This window comes from Clostridium psychrophilum (assembly GCF_018861705.1).
GTDB classification, from domain to species: Bacteria; Bacillota; Clostridia; order Clostridiales; family Clostridiaceae; genus Clostridium_AD; species Clostridium_AD psychrophilum.
In genome coordinates this window covers 1-21,066 of sequence record NZ_JAHLEC010000056.1, presented here as the reverse complement: position 1 = coordinate 21,066, position 21,066 = coordinate 1, and the positions used below count along the sequence as shown (strand labels likewise).

The window sequence follows — 21,066 nt, the reverse complement described above, 5'->3', positions numbered from 1 at the left end:
ACCTATGCTATCCTCAATATAGAAAGCTCGAAGAAATTCTGGGGTGAAGTTGATATATGCATAAAAATGAACCTAGAATTAGCAATGGCTTGAGAGTTTCCGAGAGTACTATAATTTATTAATAGGGGTGAAAAATGTTAGTTATCTCAATAATTTTAGTGAATTTAGCATTGATTTTTTATACAATTTCTATTTTAAATGAAGTTAATCGAAAAATTTTGCTTCCTTGGCATGCTGTTATGTTTTGTGTAGGATTAACTTGTGATATATTAGGAACTTTAATAATGTATGAGATTGGTGGCAGTACGGTAAGGTTAGGAATTCATGATATATTAGGATGTATTGCTTTATTACTTATGGTAGTTAATGCAATTGGTTCAGTATTTGTATTAAAAAAATATAAAAATTTACTTACTAAATTTTATAAATCTAGTATCTTTGCGTGGGCTATTTGACTTGTTTCTTATATCCTAGGGGTGACAACACATATGTAAATCCTTTGGGTTGATTAACGACATTTCAGAAGGAAAGTTGTTTATGCATCTTTTTCGGAGATGTTATAGCGACCCAGGAGATGATTTAATATTATAAACAAAGCCATTCAAAATAACTAATGTTATATCAAATGGCTTTGTTTATATAAATATATTTAATGTTTATGTAAAAGGTATTAATTATAAGTAATAATCATAGAATTTTATGTTGAATGATTGTTATATTAATGCTTTACAATTTAGAGCTATTTTCATTTTGAATAACACTATGTTTTCTTCCATACACTATATAAGTAATTATTCCAATTATTAACCAAACAATAAAACCAATCCAAGTTTTTAATCCAAGTCTACTTAATAAAATTATACAGCAAATAATTGCGAGCATTGGTGTTACTGGAACAAATGGACACTTAAATGTTCTTTTGAAATTGGGCATTCTTTTTCTAAGTACTATTACACTTAAGGCTACAACTATAAAACCTAAAATGGTTCCAATACTTAGAAATTGAACAATAATATCCATTGGCAAAAATCCTGCTATTATCGCTGCAATAATACCTGTAATTATAGTTGCAATATATGGAGTTTTATATTTACTATGAATTTTTGAAAATAGTTTTGGCAATAATCCATCTCTAGACATTACCATAAATATTCTTACCTGACCATAAAGCACAACTAAAAGTGTAGATATCATTCCAATTATACAGCCTATTCCAACTAAAATAGAACCCCAGTTTATTCCTATGCTCGATAGTGCAGCAGGCAGTGCATTTTGTAAATCTATAGAATTATATGGAACAATTCCAGTAAGTACAAACGCTACAGAAATATACAGTATACTGACTATAACTAAGCAGGTAATAAGTCCAATAGATACGCCTCTTTTGGGATCTTTAGCTTCTTCAGCACTAGTCGCAATAGCATCAAACCCAAGATATGAAAAGAATATTGATGCAGTTGCTGCAAATACTCCTTTAAAACCAAATGGTGCAAATGGTTTATAATTTGTTATATTAATATGTCCTACTCCGACTATTACAAAAAGAAGTATTATTCCTATTTTTATGCTGACAATAATATTGTTAAGTTTAGAACTTTCCTCCATCCCAAAACATAAAAGTACAGTTAAACATAATACTATTAGTATTGCAGGTAAATCTACTATTCCACCACCACTTGGTGATGAAGTAATAATACGAGGCAAATTAATGCTTGATGTTTTTAAAATACCCACGAATGCCCCAGACCATCCAGATGCTACTGCACTGCAGGCAACCAAATATTCTGCTGTTAAACACCAACCTATTAACATTGCAACTATTTCTCCAAATGCTATATAAGCATAAGAATATGTACTACCAGCAACAGGAAACATTGTTGCAAGTTCACAATAACATAGCCCACATAAACAAGCTACAATCCCCGCTAGTATAAAAGATATAATAACTGCTGGTCCTGCAATATGTGCTCCAGTTCCTGTTGCAACAAATATTCCGACACCAACAACAGCACCTATACCTAAAGCTGCAATATCTATTGCTGTAAGCTCTTTTTTTAATCCTGATTGTTTTATACCACTTTTCATCTGCTCAAATGATTTTTTCTTAAAAATGTCCATAATAGTCTCCTTTTATGCTTTCGTTTTTAAATGTCTATAAATTTTTTATTTCTTTAAGGTTTGTATTTGCTGTGATTTTAATAATGATACATCTAAGATACTTGTTTTAAATGGTATAGTACTTAAATTTAATGATTTATTATATAACATAGTTTTTGTTAATGGATAAACATATAGATATATTTTAGTAGTTTTTTTATTTATTTCTATAGTATCCTCTAAAAAATTGGTATTAGATGATTCATTGGTATCAACTTTTAAATAATTTTTATTTTGATCTTTTGCTATAACTTTAATTGCCCCCACATTTTTATTCCCTCGCAAAGCTATATTAAAATCCATTGAGGTTTCATCAAGAAATAAGGCATTCATTATACAGTAATCTATTGAATAATTTTTCCCTTTCACACTTAAAGTATCATTATAATGTATATTTTGTGCCACAACTTTTGTTGATTTTATTGTTGGTTTATCCCATTTTTCACCACATATAAACGATAATATCATAACAATGATAATTAATAGTATATATTTTTTTTTAGTATTACAAACCATTCTATGTTTTCAATTCCTTTCTATTGGATACAGATTTATACTCAATAATTAAATTGATAACAGAAATCCTTATCCATAATAAGATCTATTATTACAACATTTATATATTATATAGCAATTGTTTTTAAATTTCAATTTGTAATGCTTTATTAGTATACTTAATACTTTATTAGTATATTTAATGACAATATAGTTATAATTTGTACATGAAAAAAAATATTATATTTAATAAGCAAAAAAGCTACACTTATATATAAAAATATGTGAAATAGAAAATATAATTCATCCAGAAACTGGCATAGACATGAATAAAGATGTATAGACAAGTAGTTCAAGTTATGTAAATGCTGAATAAAATTGCTCATTAAAGTATAAATAATCAACCTTAAAAAATTATAAAGTTGATTATTTAAAATTCCAATAATGAATTATGGTTGGTTATTACTAACCACTATAAAATCGTTGTACAATATATGAATTTTAATGTAATTTGTATTGAATTGTACATAAATCAAGGTAGACTTCTTCCAATTTCTTTTGTTTGTCACCCCTTGCTGCAACTATTCCTTGTTTTAAAGATTCTTTTAAATCTTGTATTGTTTCGATATAATCTTTCATTTATATTAGCTCCTTATTTATTATTAGTAATCATGAAGGGTAGTTTTGCTTAAAACGGTTACATTTCTTGCTTCTATAACTAATCGAAATAAAATACTAGATAGTATTTTAATGCATAAATCTACATAAACGCTTATATTCGTATTAATAGAGCCTCCAATCATAAAACGTGTTATGTTTGCACATTTACCTAAATCGTTATTATCTAAATTAATTATATACCTTATTATGGTAATAATTCTGCTAATGTTATTAATATCCTTTATAAATCATTCGACTAATTCTTATTAAATTCAAATATATTGGCTACAAACAAACTATAGGAATAATTACATAACAAAGTTGATAAAATATATGTAATAAAGGTAGTTTAACTTAAGGAAATGTTACGATATTATAATTTGAATTGTACGCAAAATATAGTATTATCAGAATAACAATAATAGCTATCTCGATTATTTGAATTAAAAAGGGGGTAAACAATTTGATTAGGTTAATTAATATAATTTTCAATGTGTTTTATTATGCAATAATTATTGAAGTGATTTTATCCTGGGTTTATTCTAATCGTACAAATCAATATATAGAATTATTGCATAAAGTTACTAATCCACTTCTTCAACCATGTAGGAAAATCCAGGATAGAATTTTTAATAATATGATGATTGATTTTTCACCAATGATAGCGCTATTTATTTTAATGATATTAAAACAAATAGTATTTAGTGTATTAGGAATATTGGGTTTATAGTAATATAAACAATTTATATAAACAGGAGTAAAATATTCATAATAAACTAAAATCAGTTAAATAAAAGATGCCATTGGGAGTTTACCAGTGGCATCTTTTATATTTCAAATTAATAGAAATAAAATACATATGAAATTTATTTTATATGTATTAAATAGAAATTAATGTTTTTATCTCCCCAGCCTAAATCCCAAGGAACATGATATCTATCAATAGTATGAGTATTAACAAGAGGATAACCATGAGAATCAAAACCTGTAACTATAGCAAAATGATCTATATCATTACCTATGGCATAACAAATAAGATCGCCTATTTCCAATTTTTGTACTGCACCGCATGGATAACCAGGAATGGGAGAAATTAATTCCTTAAATGTTCCTTTTCCAATTATTTTCCCCCTGCCACTATAAGTTAAATATTTTTTGAAACCATCAGCGTTAACCCATGCTGAGCTTCCTTCAGACCCATCATATTTTTTGTAAGTACAGTGCCAAGCGCTATCAAATCGTAGAGCACCACCTTCTTTGTCTCCCAGTGATTGTGATACATAATTAGTACAATTTCCACCAATGCCTGTATAGTTCTTATATTTTTTATTGTATTTTGTTGAATTTCCACTTGCCCAAGGTATTCCACAGTATTTATTAGCGTATATAACAGCATTTATTCTGTTATAATGGCCTTTGGCAATAGTCTTGGGCTCAGTTGGTATTTTAGGACAATTGTAAAGATTATAAATAGAATTTTTATCAGCATTAAGCTTTAGTTTTTTTACTTGTCCAGAATAAGATTTTAATGCATCTTCAAAACAATCTAAATAGTAATCAGAATATATTATCCATTTATCTTCTTTTTTTATAAGCTCTATTGAGTGTGTTAATCCTACTCCAAATATGTTTTCAGTAGGGGCTATATCATTTTTATAGTTATATTCAAATTTATAATATTCATCAACTAATAAACGAAGGCCTCTCTTGGTATTAGTTATTTTTCTAACTTTAGGAGTGGATTCAACTTTTATAAAATTCATATTTCGTTGACTTGACCAGTCTTTAAAATAGTCGAGTCTCTTTATTTCATGTTCCAAACTCCATCTCCCAAGATTTTGGGATGTATCGTAATAATTAGGTAGATTAGTAATATTTCCAGTGATAAACATGGAACAACGATCTTTATATATATTATCAAGTATCTTTGTAATTTGGGTTTCATCTAAATTTATAGAATTCACTATAGCTATCGTAGAAATAGCCTTAGCTTTATTTTTGTAAAAATTATCATATTTACAGCAAAACAAACTTATTAATAAAATAAAAGACACAACAATAATAGAAATATGATTTTTTTGAATATATCTTTTTATAATTTAATTCACCTCCAAGATGTTTAAATAAACGATAATAACATTTTAATTAGTATTCCTAATTAGTAAGATTTCTTGCAAAAATAAAAGAAAAATCAATTTGAAATCTTGGAAAATTAATCATTAAAAAAATTTAGTTAATACGTTTTAAAGAGCAATTAATTTCTGAAAGGTTCGTTTTGTGAGAATTTATTTTGAACTATTTTTATGCTCTAGATTGTTAAAGGTTGATTAGGATGATATAATGAGAGATTCTTTCATATTTATGTGACAAGCGTTGTCTAGATCTGATTTTTTAGCAAATTTAATAATATACTGCGTAAATTATCCATAACACTCTATTATTACTTTGTATAAATTCCTTGTAGTTTGTTGATGAATATTGGTTAGAACAAATATTAAGTCAATATGATAAAGGATTTTGTCATATTTAATCGAATTATATAGATGTTAAACAATTAAAAGCTAGGTATATCAATTGGGTTTATATAATTGCAGAAGTTAGCATTTTAATAAAATTAAATGAGTAACCTTAAGCAAGGTGGTGTGAAGTTGTAACTGCCATATAGAATAACGTATTAATAGAAAACAAAGGATGGCTAAAAATGAAAAAGATTTTATTTATAAACATATTTGGTAATGGACACTTTAACCCTACTTTAGGTTTAGTTAAAGAATTAATAAATAGAGGAGAACAAGTTACTTATATTGCTGATGAATCGTTTAGAGAAAAAATAGAAGATACAGGAGCCGAATTTAAAGGCCATAAGGATATATCAAATTTAATTAATAAATACTTAAATTCAGGAAATATTAAGCCCTCATTGAAATTAATTGTTAAGTTCAAAGCACTAATTGAAGAAATACTTGAAGAAGTACTTAATTCAAAAGAAAAATTTGATTATATTATTTATGATTTAATCTTTATTCTAGGTAGCGAATTAGGGAAAATATTAGAAATACCTACAATTTGTTCTATTACTACTTTTGCAGTAAATGAAAAAACAAATTGTTTCTTATCACAATTTAATGAAATTAAACCTAAGATACAGAAGTTTTTAAATAGTAAAATATACATAAGGTTTGTTAAAAGATTGCAAATAAAATACGGTATAAAGTTTCCTAGTATATCTGATGCATTTACTGGAATGGGCATGATTAAAATTGTATATACTTCTAAGTATTTTCAACTTTGTGGTGAAAGTTTTGATGAAAGCTATAAATTTATTGGTCCATCAATTACTGATAGAAATGAGAATATGAAATTTTCTTTGGAAACTTATGATAAAAGTAAAATCATATATATATCTTTAGGGACTATATTTAACAATTCTATTGAATTTTATGAAAGTTGTTTTAAAGCTTTTGGTAATATGGATGCAAAGATCGTTATGTCTGTAGGTAAAGGCATAAATATTAATAAATTTAGATCTGTTCCATCCAATTTCATTATTCGTAATTACGTACCTCAACTTGAAATTTTAAAGTCAGCAGATGTGTTTATTACCCATGGTGGTATGAATAGTACAAATGAAGGCTTGTATTATGGCGTTCCATTAATTCTTATTCCTCAATCAATTGATCAACCTGCTGTAGCAAATAGAGTAGTGGAAGTCGGTGCAGGTATTGTTATCGAGAAAGATAAAGTTACTCCAGATGTATTGAGACAGTCAGTAGTTGAGATTTTTTCAGATAACGAATTTAGAATAAATGGTGAAAAGGTTGGAAAATCACTCAGAGAGGCAGGGGGATATAAAAAGGGTGTTGATGAAATTTTTAAGCTGAAAAATGAAAATTAATTCCTTTGGATATATAGATTATTCATTCCTAATATGGAATTTATTCCTTGCGTGGATTCCACTAATTCTTTCTATTGTAATTGCATATATATATACTTTTTATAAACAAAGTGTATTTAGAAGTATCTATTTACTATTTTTAGGACTTATTTGGGTTGTCATTTATCCTAATTGCCCATATATAATAACAGATTTTATTCATTTGAGTGGAATAAAATATTATATTAACAACATAGGTTATACTATGAATTTTATCCTATGGTATGACTTTATAATGATTTCGTTATTTATCTTAACTGGTTTTTTGCTTGGATTTATTTCTTTATATATGATTCAAACGTTGCTTACGGATAGATTCAATAAATGGATTGGAAGCATTTTTATAGGAAGTGTTTTATTCTTAAGTAGCTTTGGAATTTATTTAGGAAGATTTATAAGATGGAATAGTTGGGATATAGTATTTAAACCGAAAATATTGATTAGTAGTATTTTAAATAATTCTAATGAGTATGCAGTTGATTTTACTATTTCATTTGGATTATTTTTGATATTAATATACTTTGCCCTTAATTATTTAACAAAACTGAATGAATACAAGATGATTTTCCACAAATACGACGAAATATAGAGAACATAAATAATAAGTCTCCACTTCTTTAAAAATTAAAGAAATGGAGACTTTTAATGATTATCTATTTATCAGTCTTCACATGGATATATATAATTTGCTGCAGTACGAACATCTAATTCAAGTGGATCAGATGCAACATCATCAGGAAGTACAAACACTAATTTACGTTCAATAGTGCCACATTCACCACATCCATTTTCTCTACATATAACTGTAATAAAACCTCTAAAAGCAAGTATTCTATGGCAGTTGTCATAAATAATACATGCGACAGCTACTTTTTTGTCAAAGCATACATTTCTTATTTTTATTCTTACAGTTAATAATCTTGCACCGTGTTTCTCCATATCTACGGGATCTGCATTAATAACGCTACACAAATCACATGAACATTTATTGCACTTATCATCTTTACCCATTTAATACAACTCCTTTATATATAAATTTAGAACGAGACAATACTTAATAATACTGATTTGGTCATTCAAAATTTTATAGTTACATATATCATGTAAAATATATTTTCAACATAAGGGTTACACGTTGAAAATATATGTTCTACTAAATCAGATTAACGTATTATAATGTCTTTATTATAAATTTACGAGGGCTGAATTAATGAGCTTATACAGAATATATCTAATGCATATTCTATATTACTAATATATTCTATGGTAAATATTTTGTGACGAAAGCAACATTTTTTTACATAACTTATTATAAAAGTATTATTTAATACTTTATATTTTTATTTTTGATTTCACTTTCCATATAAAATAAAGTCTGTGAATACATAAATATAAACATTGGATTTTCTATATTGATAGTAGATGGTGATGCATCAAAGTAATGCTTTTTTAGATTATAAACATTATTAGTTGTACAACATAACATCTCTATTTGAATAACATATATACATAGGAGTGATAACATGTATAGAATTGATATATATAGAAAAAAGCTAAAGTTATATTTATATAAAAATGGAATTTTAATTAGAATATATCCTGTTGCCGTAGGAAAACCGTCAACGCCCACACCATTAGGCCATTGGATAATTATAAAAAAAGGTTTATGGGGAGCACAATTTGGTGGGCATTTTATGCAACTGAATGTTCCATTTGGAATCTACGGTATACATGGAACTGATATGCCATCATCAATTGCACATTCGGTTAGCCATGGATGTGTCCGAATGTATAGCAATGATGCAAGGGAACTTTATAACTTTATTAGCGTCGGAACTGCTGTTAACATATATTAATAGTAGTATTTACTTGCGTTGTTTATCAACTTAAGGAATATTCAATGTACTTAATTTTGTTCACTGAAAATAGATTTCCAGTGAACACTTTTATATAAGAGTATCAATTTTGTTATTTTTAATATATTCATAGCGCATTACTAAATTTTTTAAATATATAATTTCCATATGTATAAAGTTGATTATATTGACAGATAATAATTAAAAAGATTGCAATGTGAAATACAATGTTTTTTCTAGTTACCACAATTCTTGTATTTTATTCTCCAAAATGTGTGGTTGTTTTTTGAAGCAAATACAATTATAGATGAATTTAAAGTATTTATCGTTAGTATATTTATTTTGAAAAGTTTTGATTTTATAAAATGAATAGTATGAGTAATTTAGGAGTTTACCTTTTGTTATTAACCCTTATTTCTATTAACTTTGTTTATCAGAATGGTATGAAGCAGTGTAAACAATATAAATAATCATGTAGTATTTACGTTGAAACCCTAATAATATCCCCCAAAACTTATATCACAAATCATATTATAAATTTTACTAGAAAGAAGGGTTTATATGACAACCGAAGGAAAAATACAATTAACTTCAACAGAATTAGGTACATTGTGGATGGAATATAATTCACTATCAGGGAGGATAGGTTTTTATGATTGTTCTAAAGATAAAACTATTGAGAAAGAGGCTCAAAACCTATTAATTACAGTTACCACTGAAATGCGAAATATACAAAATGAAATTGTAAATATATTTAATAATCAAAACGTAGTTATTCCAATAGGATTTGTCCAACAAGATATTGTAAAGGAAACACCTCCTCTATTTGATGACCTTTTTCATATAATGTTTCTTCGTCAAATGTCGAAACTTGCTTTTGCACACAACGCTATATTTTTAGCTATGTCATATTCGAAAGAGGTTCAAGATGTATTTAAACATCATATAGAAGTTGCTGAAAGATATTATGTTATGTCAACAAGCTATCTATCAGAAAAAGGAGTGCTTGCAAAACCACCATATGTAACTATGCCAAAACAAGTAGAATTTGTTGAAAATAAAAAATATATGAGTGGCTATAACCTTTTTTCTGAAAAACGTTCATTAAATACACTTGAGGTTGGTTTTCTTAATGAAGCTATTGAAGATAACATTTTTGGTATGCAACTTATGACAGGATTTGCACAAACTGCAAAAGACAGTGAAGTTAAAAAATGTTTCATAGAAGGTAAAGAATTATCAAAAAAAATCATTTCTAAACTGAGCGATGTTTTATTACAAAGTGATATTCAGCCTCCGAGTACGTGGGCAGGTAGAGCTACAGATTCAACTGAGATATCTTTTTCGGATAAACTTATGATGTTCATAACAAATTTAATAACAAACTCAGCGCTAGGTTTAAATTCGTTAGGTTCATCTTTTAGTTTGAGAAGCGATTTACATTCAAAACTTGCAGTTATTGTAAAGGATACATTTGATTATTCCAAAAAAGGTGGAAAAATAATGATTGAACATAAATGGATGGAAGAGCCGCCTCAAATGGAAGACAGAAATAAACTTGTAAAATAAAATAATAAATGAATCTACTTCTGACTAAGACTCACCTTTCAATTTGAATTAATAGTATTTGAAACAAATACTCGGATAAAACTAAAGCTATTTATATAGTAGTTATATACCATTATAAATAGTTTTAGCTCACTTTAGTTTCTTGCGATTTTATGAATGAAAATGGATCCATCTAGCTTTACTGTATGAGTAAATTGAGGATTAATTGTTTCTACGAAAGTTTTAAACCATGAAAATCTAAGAGAATATAATGTGTCTACATTAGCTCTTGCAATTATCCAAAATGCTCTATGTAAGCATTTAATATTCTTCCATTCTAATACATCAACTTCTTTTATAGTTACATTATTTGCAGCATCACAAGGCATACCTTCAAGTATATATGCATTAAGCGCTGCGTAAATTTCAGGAGCTGTTCTAGTTTCATAAATGGTTTTTGATTGTTTTGCTAATTTATTAGCATGATTGTTAAAAACATTAAGCGCAATTTTTTCTGCTTTTTCACCCTGGTTTTTAATTATATCCCCTAAAAGTTTAGCTTGACGAGTTTCAGCAGCTGCTATTTTATTTTGTAGCCATCCGTGTATGTTATCTGAGTCAATCAAGTCTTCAAGAGGGGCATCTTCTAGTGGCTCACCATATTCTTTATTAATATTCGTTACAATTGTATTAATTTCTTCTCCGTAAACTTCCCTATATGAATTTACTAAATTTATTTCTAAATCTTCTGTTACCTTTATTTTATTAAATAACAAACTATGAATTGGTGCTAAAAATCTACTCATTATAAATTCCTCCTTAATATTAATTCTACTTATTTATCTTCAAAATTCATTCTAAAATTTTACAATTCATTTTAAATGGCACTTATAATTCGGTAGAAATTATACCATGTTTTTTTCAAGCATTTCTAAAACATCTATATATTGTTTTTGTAAGTTATTTTTAGTTGCCAGCGATTCAAGTTTTTCACAACTTACATTTATGTCTTCAATATCTGCCTTATTTAACGCACGTCTAGCAAAGGTATATATCAATTTATTTTCTTTTTCGATATGTCTTGTTAGTAAATCACTATAGCATACAGAATTTGCTATTATATCCACTTGTGATTCTAAATCCCCGTTTTTAACCCTCAAAAGAGCTTCTTCTAAAAGTTTAATGTGTTGTCTTCCCAAATCGTGTTCTATATACATCCCAGATAAGGGACCTTTCACCATCTTTTCGCCTAATTGAGTTTCCATCTTTTTAAATAGAACAACCTCTTCCTTATTGTGATGATGTTTATCGGCGTAATTTCTAACAAATAAAATCATCTTTTCAAAAGATGTAAAATCAACAGTATTAGTATTCAATATTTCTATGCTTAATTTTCTAAATACTTTTAACCCTCGTGATATATATTTATGCTCATCCATCATTAAATCTATTGCATCCATAATTGAGCCTCCTAATTTTTTTATTTTAATATTGCAGCTCTGCAGGAGCTGATTTAACATATAATCAATATTATTAACTTCTTTAATAATAGAATACTAGTTTTTATAATATAAAACGGTAACTTACGTTACAAATTTTAAAAAAAAAATAAACCTAAAAGCTTTTATTAGCTTTTAAGTTTATTTGTAATTATTATTCTACATATGATCTTAATGTATCTATTTGTTTTATAATCAGTATTTTGTTGCCCTTAAGACTAATAATACCTAGTTCTTCAAATATGCTGAGTTTTCTACTTATGGTTTCTCTTGTGACTCCAACATAATTCGCCATCTCTTCTCTATTAATAGGTAGGTTGATTTGTAAGCCTTGATTCACAGTGACACCATACTTTTCCCCAAATTCTAAAAGCATAAATGCAATTCTTATTTCTACATCATTAGTAGCCAAATTTTGAGCAAGGTTTTCAGTCTGAGCTAGACGTTTTGAAATAACTTGTAATAACTTTAAGGATATTTTCAGATTTTTCATGATAATTTTATCCATATCTTGTTTGGTTAATGTACATATCTTAACATTTGATATAGCATAAGCATCAAAATTATATATTTCATCATTACTAAATAGGCTTAATTCTCCAAAGAAATCACCACTAGTGAAGATATGAACTATTTGCTGTTTACCTTCTTTTGTTAACTTAGATATTTTTACTTGACCTTCATTAATAATAAATAACGTGTCTGATTTTTCACCTTGACTACAGAGAATATCTCCCTTTTTATAGACTTTATGTCCTATCATATCAACAATTTTTGCAAGTTCATCATCAGATAGAAATGAAAAGATCGGTACTTTCTTAGCACACAGGCTATGATTATAATTTCCGCAACTACACTCTTCCATATATATCACCTACTTTTTATTATCATAACATTTTTAATTTATTGGGGTCAAACAATAATAAATAAAAATATGAGGAGAAATTATACTAATAATGGAATTTCAATTCATTTTCTGCATATTTATATGAAGGGAGTGCAAACTAATATATAGAATAAGATGAGAAATTGATTTAAATCAATTTTTTATAATATATTAAAGGAGTGATATTAATGAAAGCTCACGTAGATAAGGATACATGTATTGGATGTGGATTATGCCCAGAGGTATGTGCTGAAATCTTTGAAATGGAAGATGACGGAAAAGCAGTAGCATCAACAGATGAGGTTGCAGAAAATATTGTAAGTAGTGCAAAGGAAGCAGAAGAACAATGCCCAGTTGGAGCCATAACTGTTGGGTAATAATTAAAATTGAGATAATAACAAAATAGGGAGGATTACATATGCAAGGAAAAATGTTTTGTTTTCAATGTGAACAAACTTTCGGTGGAAAAGGTTGTACAAAAGTTGGAGTATGTGGTAAAACACCAGAGATCGCAGCAATGCAGGATCTTCTCATCTATCAGTTAAAAGGAATAAGTTGTTATGCTACTAAACTTTTAGCCAAAGGTAAAAAAATTGATAAGTCATGGGTTTCATTTGTTGAAAATTCATTGTTTATGACATTGACTAATGTAAACTTCGATCCAAAGTCTCATATGGATATGCTTAAAAAATCTCAAGTAATAAAAGAAGAGGTTAGAAAAAAAGCAATAGATGAAAATGTAACTAGCGACGAAGCACTGTATAATTTAAGTGATACTAAAGAACAAATTCTTGAAAATTCTAAAATAGCAGGAGTTATGTATGATGAAAATTTAGATGCAGATATTCGTTCAGTTCGTGAAACTATAAAATATGGACTAAAAGGAATTGCGGCATATGCACACCAAGCTAGGTTTATTAAATACACTAGTGATGAGGTTGATGATTTCTATTTTATAGCTTTAGCAGTACTTACTGATGATAAAATAAACCTTCAGGATCTTATCAAGTATCTAATTAAAACTGGAGAGATGAGCGTTAAGGTTATGGAAGTATTAGATAAAGGTAATAATGAGAAATATAATTCTCCTACACCTACAAAGGTTAATGTAAATATTAAGAAAGGACCATTTATTGTAATTTCGGGCCATGATTTAAGGGACCTTGAAATGTTACTTGAACAAACAGAAGGCACAGGAATAAATATTTATACTCATGGTGAAATGCTACCTTCTCATGGATACCCTAAGCTTAATAAATACAAACATTTAGTAGGTAATTTCGGAGGAGCTTGGCAGAATCAACAAAAGGAATTTGATGGCATACCAGGTTGTATTTTAATGACAACAAATTGTTTGATGAAACCAAAAGATTCTTATAAAGATAGAATTTTCTCAACAAGTGTTGTTGGCTGGGATGGTATAAAACATATCGAAGCCGATGAGACTGGTAATAAGGATTTTTCTGAAATAATAAGTAAAGCTTTAGAACTCGGTGGTTTTGAAAAAGATGAGGAAGTTAAAGAGATCCTTGTAGGATTTGGTCATAAGGCAACTTTGAGTCATGCTGAAACAATAGTTAATGCAGTTAAAGAAGGTATAATCAGACACTTCTTCTTAATTGGAGGATGTGACGGTGCAAGATCAGGAAGAAATTATTACACAGAATTTGCAAAGCAAGTTCCAAAGGATTGTATCATTCTTACTTTGGCTTGTGGTAAATACCGTTTTAATAAATTAGAATTTGGTGAAGTTGCAGGACTTCCAAGATTACTTGATATAGGTCAATGTAATGATGCCTATTCTGCGGTTAAAATAGCTTTAGCTTTAGCTGATGCTTTTAAATGCACTATAAATGATTTACCATTGTCATTGATTATAACTTGGTATGAGCAAAAAGCTGTTGCTGATTTATTGGCATTATTATCACTTGGAGTAAAAGGAATTTACCTAGGACCAACACTTCCAGCTTTCTTAAGCCCTAACGTATTACAATTCTTAGTTGATACTTTTGAAATTAAACCAATAAGCACACCAGAGGATGATTTAAAACAAATATTAGGATAAAATAATATATTGAATTAAAAATAACAAAGCTTAGAATTGTGAAAACAGTTTTAAGCTTTATTGTTTAATTTTAGTAGAATTATTGAAAATATAGAATTTTGTTTTAATAATAGTTAATAAAGCTGTAAGCTATTTCTTGGAGCTTTAGAGTTAGCACAATTAGTGACTGAATTTTACATTTATAACTGCATACTAAAAAAGTAGTAATTATTTATGATTTGATTAATATAATGATAGCGAATGAAAATAATTATATCAAGGAGAGTTTAATATGTTATCTAGTAGTGAATTCATACGCCAATCACTGGAATTACATCTTTTTTTTGCGAGAATTATGAAAGAACACTCATTTTTTTTACAAGTGGGTTTTACGCCAAAAGACGCAAATTATATTCAGCAGGCGAATAACTTTCGAATAGGGTTTGACAGACTTTTAGCTGATGCTATATCTCTTTCTAATGGAGTTGTTAGCCCAAGTGTCTTACAGTATGGTGAAGTGATAACCACTTTCACATTAAGAGCTGAGATGGCTTCAGCGTATTTTACAGGGGTGAATATTCCGATTGATTTGACGAAGTCAGAAGCGGGGCTAATGGGCAGTAATACATTAATAACAGGTAATCCTATGCTTGAGCAAAGGGTATCTATGCTTAATCTGCGGGCAATGGGACTAGTTACAGCTTTAGCTCAGTTTAAGACTATGATTTTGTCAGGGGTTATATCCTGTAGGATATTTACAAGTAACTATCCTTTACTTATAGATCACATTTTGAGAGAAGCAAAATTTTATTTTCAGATAATTAGAAGGTTACAAAGTCGCGACGAAATCAATTTGGAGAGAGATATGTATGAGCAAGAATCCTTTTGGAATAGAATTATGTCTGAACACTCAAAATTTATTCGTGGACTTCTTGATCCAACTGAAAATGAACTTATTAACGCAGCAAGTAACTTTGGAAATGAGTTTGATAAATTAACGAGTGAATCAAAAGAAGCAATGGATAAGACAATCCCAATTTCAAAAGTTACGGATGACAGCCTTAAAGCAACTATTGAAATAGCTAAATTTAAATCACAAGGTACGCAAGGATTGATAGAATGTAAAATCAAATCCATAATAATACCATTATTAGGTGACCATACCCTACGTGAAGCAAATCATTATTTGCGTTTATTGAAGATATTTTCAAATAATATATGAAATGTTCTTGGTAGAATAAGTAGGAGACGTTAGCATAGCTAAAGTCTCCTACTTATTTTAAATATTAATAATTATAGTGTATGCTAATATGCATTGCTAAAGTATTACGTAAGTAATTGAGGCGTCAATAATAGATAAGATAGGATTTAATAAATTAAATGTTACTACTAATCAGAATGTATAAATAAACTATTTATGGGTGTCACAACTCAAAATCTCCTATATAAAATCGTTAATAAAAAGAGTTGTTTTTACATGGCCGCAATATAAATATCCATAATGTCTACAAAAGTTCCTTGCCTTGGATTTGTAGCAGTAGTTATATCTTTTTCAGCATTTTTGAAAGAAAATCAATATCCTTTTTCTTTACTCCCAAGTCTTTTAGATGAGTTGGGAGACCTATATTTTTAGAAAGTTCTTGAATGCTAAGATTAATGTTATTAACAGCATCTTTTTTATTATGTGTTTTAATACCGATGGCTTCACTAATTCTAAATAGTCTCTCTTCAGATATTGACACTGAATTAAACTCTAATACATGAGGTAATAGTACTGCATTATAAACTCCATGGATTTGTTGCTAAAATAGCGATACCTTTAGCACAATCATGGTTTGTTCCACCACCTATGGATATAATAAAATCATAATCCCTTTTTAACAAGTTTAACCCCTTATATATTATTTATTTTAATTAAAATACAATATAATAGCATAAAATAACATGAATTAAAGCATGATATTCAAGAGCATCACTATTTATAAAAACTACAATATAGCCTTAATAAGGACTTCATATACAGTTATGTTATTTTCATATTATAAATTTGATAAGAAAGAAGGATTTATATGACAACAGAAGCAAAAATACAATTAACTTCATCAGAATTGGGTACATTATGGGTTACTTACATAGCAGTATCATCAAGATTAATAGTTTATGATTTTTTTAAGGATAAAACTATAGATAAAGAAGCTCAAAATATATTAACTGACTATATTATCGAATATGAAAATACTAAAAATGAAATTGTGAATATTTTTAATAATGAAAAAGTAGTTATCCCAATAGGATTTGCTAAACAGGATGTGGTAAAAGAAGCACCAACGCTATTTGATGATTTTTTTCATATAATGTTTCTTCGTCAAATGATGAAATTAAATTTGGGGTATTGTGCTGTATATTCGACTATGTCATATATGAAAGAAGTTAATGATGTATTTAAGCTAAAGTACAACATTTCAAATAAATATTATATGATGACTACAAACTATTTATTGGGAAAAGGAGTACTTGCAAGACCACCATATACAACTATGCCAAAGCAAGTAGAATTTATTGAAGACAAAAATTATATGAGTGGATTTAATCTTTTTTCTGATAAACGCTCATTAAATACAATTGAGGTTGGTTATATCAATGAAGCTATAGAAGATAACATTTTTGTTATGCAGTTGTTGACGGGATTTGCACAAGTTGCAAAAGAAAGTGAAGTTAAAAAATATTTTATAGAAGGTAAAGAATTAGCAAAAAAAAATATTGCTTTATTAAGTGATCTCTTTTTAAAAAGTGATATTCAGCCACCGAGTACATGGGCAGGTAGAGCTACAGATTCAACTACGGCACCCTTTTCAGATAAACTTATGATGTTTACTATCAGTTCAATATCCACCACTGCATTAGGCTTCACTGCATTAGGTACATCTTTTAGTATGAGAAATGATTTACCTCTTAAACTCGCATTTATTTCAAAAGATACATTCAATTATGCAAAGAAAGGTGCAAAAATAATGATTGCACATAAATGGTTGGAAGAGCCTTTTCAAATGGAAGATAGAAATCAGCTTATAAAAATAAAAGAATAATTATTCTGACATTGAGTAAACTACAAATTCTCATATAACATTTAATTTGTTTTATTTTTATATAAGGAGGGTTTTATTTGTGAGTGATATAAAAAAAATACCATTAGTTTCATCTTAAATATCAGGTTTATGGAACACTTATATGGCAAATAGTGTAACAAAATGTATGCTTACCTTTTTTATAAATAGAGTTGATGATATTGAAACTCGTTCTATTCTACAACACACTTTAGAGTCGACTTATTAAAACATTAAGTTATTAGAAAACATTTTTACTCAATCCTCACTTCCAATACCAGATGGATTTACTGATGAAGATGTCTATGTTGATGTAGCACGTTTATTCACAGATGAATTTTATCTATTCTATCTATCGAACTTATCAAGAGCGCATATGTTGAACTATACTCAAATTTTAAGTAATTGTGCACGCTCAGATATAAGAGAGTTTTTTACGAGACTTACTATTGAATCATCTGATCTTTATAATAAGGTTGCAGACATAAGATTATCTAAGGATGTTTTTACAAGGTTTCCTTGTGTAGAAGTATCAAACAAAGTTCAATATATAAAAAGTGAAAATTTCCTGTCAGAATGGATTGGAGAAAAGAGACCCTTGCTTGCAGGAGAAATAACTCATATTTCTATTGTAATTTTAGCAAATATATTGGGAAGGGCAATAACAACAGGATTCGGCCAGGTTTCTAAGTCAAAGAAAATTTTTGACTATATATTTAGAGGAAGAGATATTACATCAAAAAAAATTGATATATTTACATCTATTTTAACAAGCGAAAATATTCCTATTCCATCGACTACATATTCATTTGTGACTGATTCTACAGTTGCACCTTTTTCAGAAAAATTAATGATGTTTATAATAGTTTCAGTGGGTACTATTTCAATAGAAAATGATGGCATGGCTTTCGCAGAAACTTTAAGAAATGACCTTCTAGTTAAGTTTATGAGAATTATGCCTGAAGTGGCTAAATTTATAAAAGATGGTTCAGATATTATGATTGATAATACTTGGCTAGAACAGCCACCACAATCTGTAGAACATAAAAATTTAGTGTGAGACTAAGAACTTTATTATAATAAGGCAATGTTGTAAAATTGAACTTTCACGACATTTAATAAAAGAGAAGGATTAAAGCATTTTTGTGCTTTAATCCTTTTCTTTTCATTTACGGGTATCTGTGTGACTTATGTGAATAGTTATTATCTCTTATTTGCCGCTTAAAGCTTTTTTAAGAGCTTTAATTTCATCTTGGTGTATTTGCTTACTTTTCCTATCATGTTTTTTATCATCTACAGGTAATAGGTTCTGTAAGGCTTTAATTTGTCGCTTTATTTCATCTTTATCTTTTGGGATTTCAAATTTTGACATTTATTTGGCCTCCTTTAATTATTCTTTAATATAACTATTCTGCATTAAAGAGTTGTTTCCTTCTAAATAATTATATTTTCTTCAAATTAACAGACAATAAAGTTCTACCTTGATTTTTTGTTATATGAATTACTAATTGGAGCATTACTCAACTTTATGTTCAGCGACTCCAGTATCATTATTATTTTTAGACTTTTCTTCATTTTCTAATACTAAATTTTCTAACGATTTAATTCTTTTCATCATTTTTTCAAATTCATCTATATCAACTAGAGCCAGATCTGGTTTGTTGTTTTTAAAAATAATCATTTTAGAATTTGTTTTTGCCTTTTCTCTGCAATTAGCGTAATTCTTAACCATTTCTGTAGCGGATATGATTTCATCTCTATCGATCAACATTTAATTTCCTCCATTCATTTTTAATTATTTATCTTTTATATACTATTATTATAAATAAAAAAAGTGTGCATTTTTTTATAATTGTATTAACTATTTTACATATAATTATTTGTATTTTAAATCACACTTATTTATTGTCTTCATATTATGTACAAACAAAAACAAAAGATTTGAAGTGAAAAATATATGGGTAATAAGGAGGTGTATTGGTGATGAGTGTTACATCAGTGATAACTGTTATTGCATTCTTTATTTTGACTTTAACGTTAAGTGTTGATGATTTCTCAGTTGGTGTAGCATATGGTCTTTATAAGACTAAATTATCCTATAAATCATTAATGATATTGGTGTTAGGATCTGCAACATCCACATATGGAGTAATGCTTATAGGCAAATTCATTTTTACAAACATGCCAGACTATGTTACCACAACCGCAAGCGTAATTATATTGGGTAGCATAGGGTGTAAAATGATTTACAATGGATGGAAAGAAAAAGAAAATTATTCTGAATTAGCAAAAACTAATCCACTTGCTACAATTGATTCAAAATCAGTAAGTTTTTTTCAAACCTATTTAGTTGGTCTTGGACTCGGTGTTGATGACTTCGCACAAGCTTTAGGTTTAGCAGTAGCAGGCTTTCCAATTGTTATAACTGTATGTTTGCTAGAAGTTGCAGAAGTGATTGCACTTTTAAGTGGTAACCTGTTAGCTCTTAAAGGATTTTCAAAAAAAATTAATGGAAAGTTAAATATAATACCCGGTGTCGTTTTATTAGCAGTTGCTTTATATCAGGTATTCTTTTAATAATGCAACGAAAAAAAGCCTAGCAATTGTGATATGCGCTAGGCTAAAGTTGTTACAATTCTTTTTAGTGATAATAAAATCACTTGCAAGTAGGGGCTTTTTTAGTTAACTATTTTATGAACTTAATCCGAATTTTCCAACTAGTCTTATTTTAAAAAATTGAAAAGTATCCTTTCCTTAAAAATCAAATTCTTTTGTGTCAACTGAATTTGAAAATGTCCCAAAAAGTTTTAATTATTAGCACCAGCAATAGCTGGTGCTTTATTACGTTTTTAACCTATTTTGGGGTATAGCAAACACATCTTA

At 28.2% G+C, this 21,066-nt stretch carries 23 protein-coding genes and 2 pseudogenes; 13 read left to right on the top strand and 12 right to left on the bottom strand.

Annotated features, from left to right (window positions below; translation table 11 throughout):
• Positions 1-134 precede the first annotated feature (134 nt).
• Positions 135-455, top strand: a complete 321-nt coding sequence (locus KPL38_RS12120; RefSeq protein ID WP_216289393.1) for an HsmA family protein — start codon at positions 135-137, stop codon at positions 453-455.
• 271 nt (positions 456-726) lie between these two features.
• Here KPL38_RS12120 and KPL38_RS12115 read toward each other — a convergent pair whose 3' ends face one another.
• The 3 genes from KPL38_RS12115 to KPL38_RS12105 all read right to left on the bottom strand — a co-directional run bounded on the left by KPL38_RS12115 (position 727) and on the right by KPL38_RS12105 (position 3,291).
• Positions 727-2,118, bottom strand: a complete 1,392-nt coding sequence (locus KPL38_RS12115; RefSeq protein ID WP_216289392.1) for an amino acid permease — start codon at positions 2,116-2,118, stop codon at positions 727-729.
• Positions 2,119-2,163: 45 nt separating this feature from the next.
• Positions 2,164-2,625 carry a hypothetical protein gene (locus tag KPL38_RS12110; RefSeq protein ID WP_216289391.1) on the bottom strand — a complete coding sequence of 154 codons (462 nt, stop codon included), beginning with the start codon at positions 2,623-2,625 and terminating at the stop codon, positions 2,164-2,166.
• 528 nt (positions 2,626-3,153) lie between these two features.
• The gene (locus KPL38_RS12105) at positions 3,154-3,291 is read right to left on the bottom strand and encodes a hypothetical protein (RefSeq protein ID WP_216289390.1); all 138 of its coding nucleotides are present in this window, start codon (positions 3,289-3,291) and stop codon (positions 3,154-3,156) included.
• A 484-nt stretch (positions 3,292-3,775) separates the two neighbouring features.
• Here KPL38_RS12105 and KPL38_RS12100 point away from each other — a divergent pair, with 484 nt between their 5' ends.
• Positions 3,776-4,042, top strand: coding sequence for a YggT family protein (locus KPL38_RS12100; protein ID WP_216289389.1), 267 nt, complete (start codon positions 3,776-3,778; stop codon positions 4,040-4,042).
• A 136-nt stretch (positions 4,043-4,178) separates the two neighbouring features.
• Here the strand turns inward: KPL38_RS12100 and KPL38_RS12095 are convergent, their stop codons facing one another.
• Positions 4,179-5,366 (bottom strand): amidase domain-containing protein, encoded by a 1,188-nt coding sequence (locus KPL38_RS12095; protein WP_312884208.1) that lies wholly within the window; start codon positions 5,364-5,366, stop codon positions 4,179-4,181.
• 647 nt (positions 5,367-6,013) lie between these two features.
• Between KPL38_RS12095 and KPL38_RS12090 the strand changes: the two genes are divergently transcribed.
• On the top strand, positions 6,014-7,207 hold the full coding sequence (locus KPL38_RS12090) for a macrolide family glycosyltransferase (protein ID WP_216289388.1): 1,194 nt from the start codon (positions 6,014-6,016) through the stop codon (positions 7,205-7,207).
• Positions 7,197-7,835: a DUF1361 domain-containing protein gene (locus KPL38_RS12085; RefSeq protein ID WP_216289387.1), complete on the top strand. Its 639-nt coding sequence runs from the start codon at positions 7,197-7,199 to the stop codon at positions 7,833-7,835. Before KPL38_RS12090 ends, KPL38_RS12085 begins: the two co-directional genes overlap by 11 nt.
• A gap of 71 nt (positions 7,836-7,906) precedes the next feature.
• Here KPL38_RS12085 and KPL38_RS12080 read toward each other — a convergent pair whose 3' ends face one another.
• Positions 7,907-8,257, bottom strand: a complete 351-nt coding sequence (locus KPL38_RS12080; RefSeq protein ID WP_216289386.1) for a hypothetical protein — start codon at positions 8,255-8,257, stop codon at positions 7,907-7,909.
• Positions 8,258-8,769: 512 nt separating this feature from the next.
• Between KPL38_RS12080 and KPL38_RS12075 the strand changes: the two genes are divergently transcribed.
• A complete protein-coding gene (locus tag KPL38_RS12075; RefSeq protein ID WP_216289385.1) occupies positions 8,770-9,102 on the top strand; it encodes a L,D-transpeptidase in 333 nt (110 codons plus the stop codon).
• Positions 9,103-9,663: 561 nt separating this feature from the next.
• The gene (locus KPL38_RS12070; protein WP_216289384.1) at positions 9,664-10,671 is read left to right on the top strand and encodes a DUF3231 family protein; all 1,008 of its coding nucleotides are present in this window, start codon (positions 9,664-9,666) and stop codon (positions 10,669-10,671) included.
• A 134-nt stretch (positions 10,672-10,805) separates the two neighbouring features.
• On the opposite strand, the gene KPL38_RS12065 is transcribed toward KPL38_RS12070, so the two are convergent.
• From KPL38_RS12065 to KPL38_RS12055, 3 genes are all read right to left on the bottom strand, one after another.
• Positions 10,806-11,456, bottom strand: coding sequence for a hypothetical protein (locus tag KPL38_RS12065; RefSeq protein WP_216289383.1), 651 nt, complete (start codon positions 11,454-11,456; stop codon positions 10,806-10,808).
• 99 nt (positions 11,457-11,555) lie between these two features.
• Positions 11,556-12,110 (bottom strand): hemerythrin domain-containing protein, encoded by a 555-nt coding sequence (locus KPL38_RS12060; RefSeq protein WP_216289382.1) that lies wholly within the window; start codon positions 12,108-12,110, stop codon positions 11,556-11,558.
• A 193-nt stretch (positions 12,111-12,303) separates the two neighbouring features.
• Positions 12,304-13,014, bottom strand: a complete 711-nt coding sequence (locus KPL38_RS12055; protein WP_216289381.1) for a Crp/Fnr family transcriptional regulator — start codon at positions 13,012-13,014, stop codon at positions 12,304-12,306.
• A 209-nt stretch (positions 13,015-13,223) separates the two neighbouring features.
• Between KPL38_RS12055 and KPL38_RS12050 the strand changes: the two genes are divergently transcribed.
• From KPL38_RS12050 to KPL38_RS12040, 3 genes are all read left to right on the top strand, one after another.
• Positions 13,224-13,412, top strand: coding sequence for a ferredoxin (locus tag KPL38_RS12050; RefSeq protein ID WP_216289380.1), 189 nt, complete (start codon positions 13,224-13,226; stop codon positions 13,410-13,412).
• A 41-nt stretch (positions 13,413-13,453) separates the two neighbouring features.
• Complete coding sequence (gene hcp, locus KPL38_RS12045) at positions 13,454-15,100, top strand: hydroxylamine reductase (protein ID WP_216289379.1); 1,647 nt, start codon at positions 13,454-13,456, stop codon at positions 15,098-15,100.
• Positions 15,101-15,371: 271 nt separating this feature from the next.
• The gene (locus KPL38_RS12040; protein ID WP_216289378.1) at positions 15,372-16,301 is read left to right on the top strand and encodes a DUF2935 domain-containing protein; all 930 of its coding nucleotides are present in this window, start codon (positions 15,372-15,374) and stop codon (positions 16,299-16,301) included.
• A gap of 319 nt (positions 16,302-16,620) precedes the next feature.
• Here the strand turns inward: KPL38_RS12040 and KPL38_RS19710 are convergent, their stop codons facing one another.
• Both KPL38_RS19710 and KPL38_RS19705 read right to left on the bottom strand, forming a co-directional pair.
• A complete protein-coding gene (locus KPL38_RS19710; RefSeq protein WP_312884206.1) occupies positions 16,621-16,821 on the bottom strand; it encodes a hypothetical protein in 201 nt (66 codons plus the stop codon).
• Between the two features lie 52 nt (positions 16,822-16,873).
• Positions 16,874-16,972: pseudogene (locus tag KPL38_RS19705) on the bottom strand (hypothetical protein); the annotation flags it as partial.
• 176 nt (positions 16,973-17,148) lie between these two features.
• Here KPL38_RS19705 and KPL38_RS12030 point away from each other — a divergent pair.
• The 3 genes and pseudogenes from KPL38_RS12030 (at position 17,149) to KPL38_RS20340 (ending at position 19,243) form a co-directional block, all read left to right on the top strand.
• Positions 17,149-18,165 carry a DUF3231 family protein gene (locus tag KPL38_RS12030; protein WP_216289377.1) on the top strand — a complete coding sequence of 339 codons (1,017 nt, stop codon included), beginning with the start codon at positions 17,149-17,151 and terminating at the stop codon, positions 18,163-18,165.
• 118 nt (positions 18,166-18,283) lie between these two features.
• Positions 18,284-18,715: pseudogene (locus KPL38_RS19700) on the top strand (DUF3231 family protein); the annotation flags it as partial.
• Positions 18,716-18,733: 18 nt separating this feature from the next.
• Complete coding sequence (locus KPL38_RS20340) at positions 18,734-19,243, top strand: DUF3231 family protein (RefSeq protein ID WP_376769035.1); 510 nt, start codon at positions 18,734-18,736, stop codon at positions 19,241-19,243.
• A 150-nt stretch (positions 19,244-19,393) separates the two neighbouring features.
• Here KPL38_RS20340 and KPL38_RS12015 read toward each other — a convergent pair whose 3' ends face one another.
• Both KPL38_RS12015 and KPL38_RS12010 read right to left on the bottom strand, forming a co-directional pair.
• Entirely contained in the window at positions 19,394-19,555 is a 162-nt protein-coding gene (locus KPL38_RS12015) for a hypothetical protein (protein ID WP_216289374.1), read from the bottom strand.
• A 144-nt stretch (positions 19,556-19,699) separates the two neighbouring features.
• Entirely contained in the window at positions 19,700-19,954 is a 255-nt protein-coding gene (locus KPL38_RS12010; RefSeq protein ID WP_216289373.1) for a type II toxin-antitoxin system Phd/YefM family antitoxin, read from the bottom strand.
• A gap of 212 nt (positions 19,955-20,166) precedes the next feature.
• Between KPL38_RS12010 and KPL38_RS12005 the strand changes: the two genes are divergently transcribed.
• Positions 20,167-20,760, top strand: a complete 594-nt coding sequence (locus KPL38_RS12005; RefSeq protein ID WP_216289372.1) for a manganese efflux pump — start codon at positions 20,167-20,169, stop codon at positions 20,758-20,760.
• The last annotated feature ends 306 nt before the right edge of the window (positions 20,761-21,066 follow it).

What these genes read in the sequence shown, in the direction of transcription:
- KPL38_RS12105 (WP_216289390.1), bottom strand. Translation starts at nt 3,291, where the DNA reads ATGAAAGATTATATCGAAACAATACAAGATTTAAAAGAATCTTTAAAA.
- KPL38_RS12050 (WP_216289380.1), top strand. Translation starts at nt 13,224, where the DNA reads ATGAAAGCTCACGTAGATAAGGATACATGTATTGGATGTGGATTATGC.
- KPL38_RS12075 (WP_216289385.1), top strand. Translation starts at nt 8,770, where the DNA reads ATGTATAGAATTGATATATATAGAAAAAAGCTAAAGTTATATTTATAT.
- KPL38_RS12010 (WP_216289373.1), bottom strand. Translation starts at nt 19,954, where the DNA reads ATGTTGATCGATAGAGATGAAATCATATCCGCTACAGAAATGGTTAAG.
- KPL38_RS12110 (WP_216289391.1), bottom strand. Translation starts at nt 2,625, where the DNA reads ATGATATTATCGTTTATATGTGGTGAAAAATGGGATAAACCAACAATA.
- KPL38_RS12080 (WP_216289386.1), bottom strand. Translation starts at nt 8,257, where the DNA reads ATGGGTAAAGATGATAAGTGCAATAAATGTTCATGTGATTTGTGTAGC.
- KPL38_RS12115 (WP_216289392.1), bottom strand. Translation starts at nt 2,118, where the DNA reads ATGGACATTTTTAAGAAAAAATCATTTGAGCAGATGAAAAGTGGTATA.
- KPL38_RS12070 (WP_216289384.1), top strand. Translation starts at nt 9,664, where the DNA reads ATGACAACCGAAGGAAAAATACAATTAACTTCAACAGAATTAGGTACA.
- hcp (WP_216289379.1), top strand. Translation starts at nt 13,454, where the DNA reads ATGCAAGGAAAAATGTTTTGTTTTCAATGTGAACAAACTTTCGGTGGA.
- KPL38_RS12040 (WP_216289378.1), top strand. Translation starts at nt 15,372, where the DNA reads ATGTTATCTAGTAGTGAATTCATACGCCAATCACTGGAATTACATCTT.
- KPL38_RS12015 (WP_216289374.1), bottom strand. Translation starts at nt 19,555, where the DNA reads ATGTCAAAATTTGAAATCCCAAAAGATAAAGATGAAATAAAGCGACAA.
- KPL38_RS12085 (WP_216289387.1), top strand. Translation starts at nt 7,197, where the DNA reads ATGAAAATTAATTCCTTTGGATATATAGATTATTCATTCCTAATATGG.
- KPL38_RS12120 (WP_216289393.1), top strand. Translation starts at nt 135, where the DNA reads ATGTTAGTTATCTCAATAATTTTAGTGAATTTAGCATTGATTTTTTAT.
- KPL38_RS12090 (WP_216289388.1), top strand. Translation starts at nt 6,014, where the DNA reads ATGAAAAAGATTTTATTTATAAACATATTTGGTAATGGACACTTTAAC.
- KPL38_RS12065 (WP_216289383.1), bottom strand. Translation starts at nt 11,456, where the DNA reads ATGAGTAGATTTTTAGCACCAATTCATAGTTTGTTATTTAATAAAATA.
- KPL38_RS12005 (WP_216289372.1), top strand. Translation starts at nt 20,167, where the DNA reads ATGAGTGTTACATCAGTGATAACTGTTATTGCATTCTTTATTTTGACT.
- KPL38_RS12055 (WP_216289381.1), bottom strand. Translation starts at nt 13,014, where the DNA reads ATGGAAGAGTGTAGTTGCGGAAATTATAATCATAGCCTGTGTGCTAAG.
- KPL38_RS12060 (WP_216289382.1), bottom strand. Translation starts at nt 12,110, where the DNA reads ATGGATGCAATAGATTTAATGATGGATGAGCATAAATATATATCACGA.
- KPL38_RS12030 (WP_216289377.1), top strand. Translation starts at nt 17,149, where the DNA reads ATGACAACAGAAGCAAAAATACAATTAACTTCATCAGAATTGGGTACA.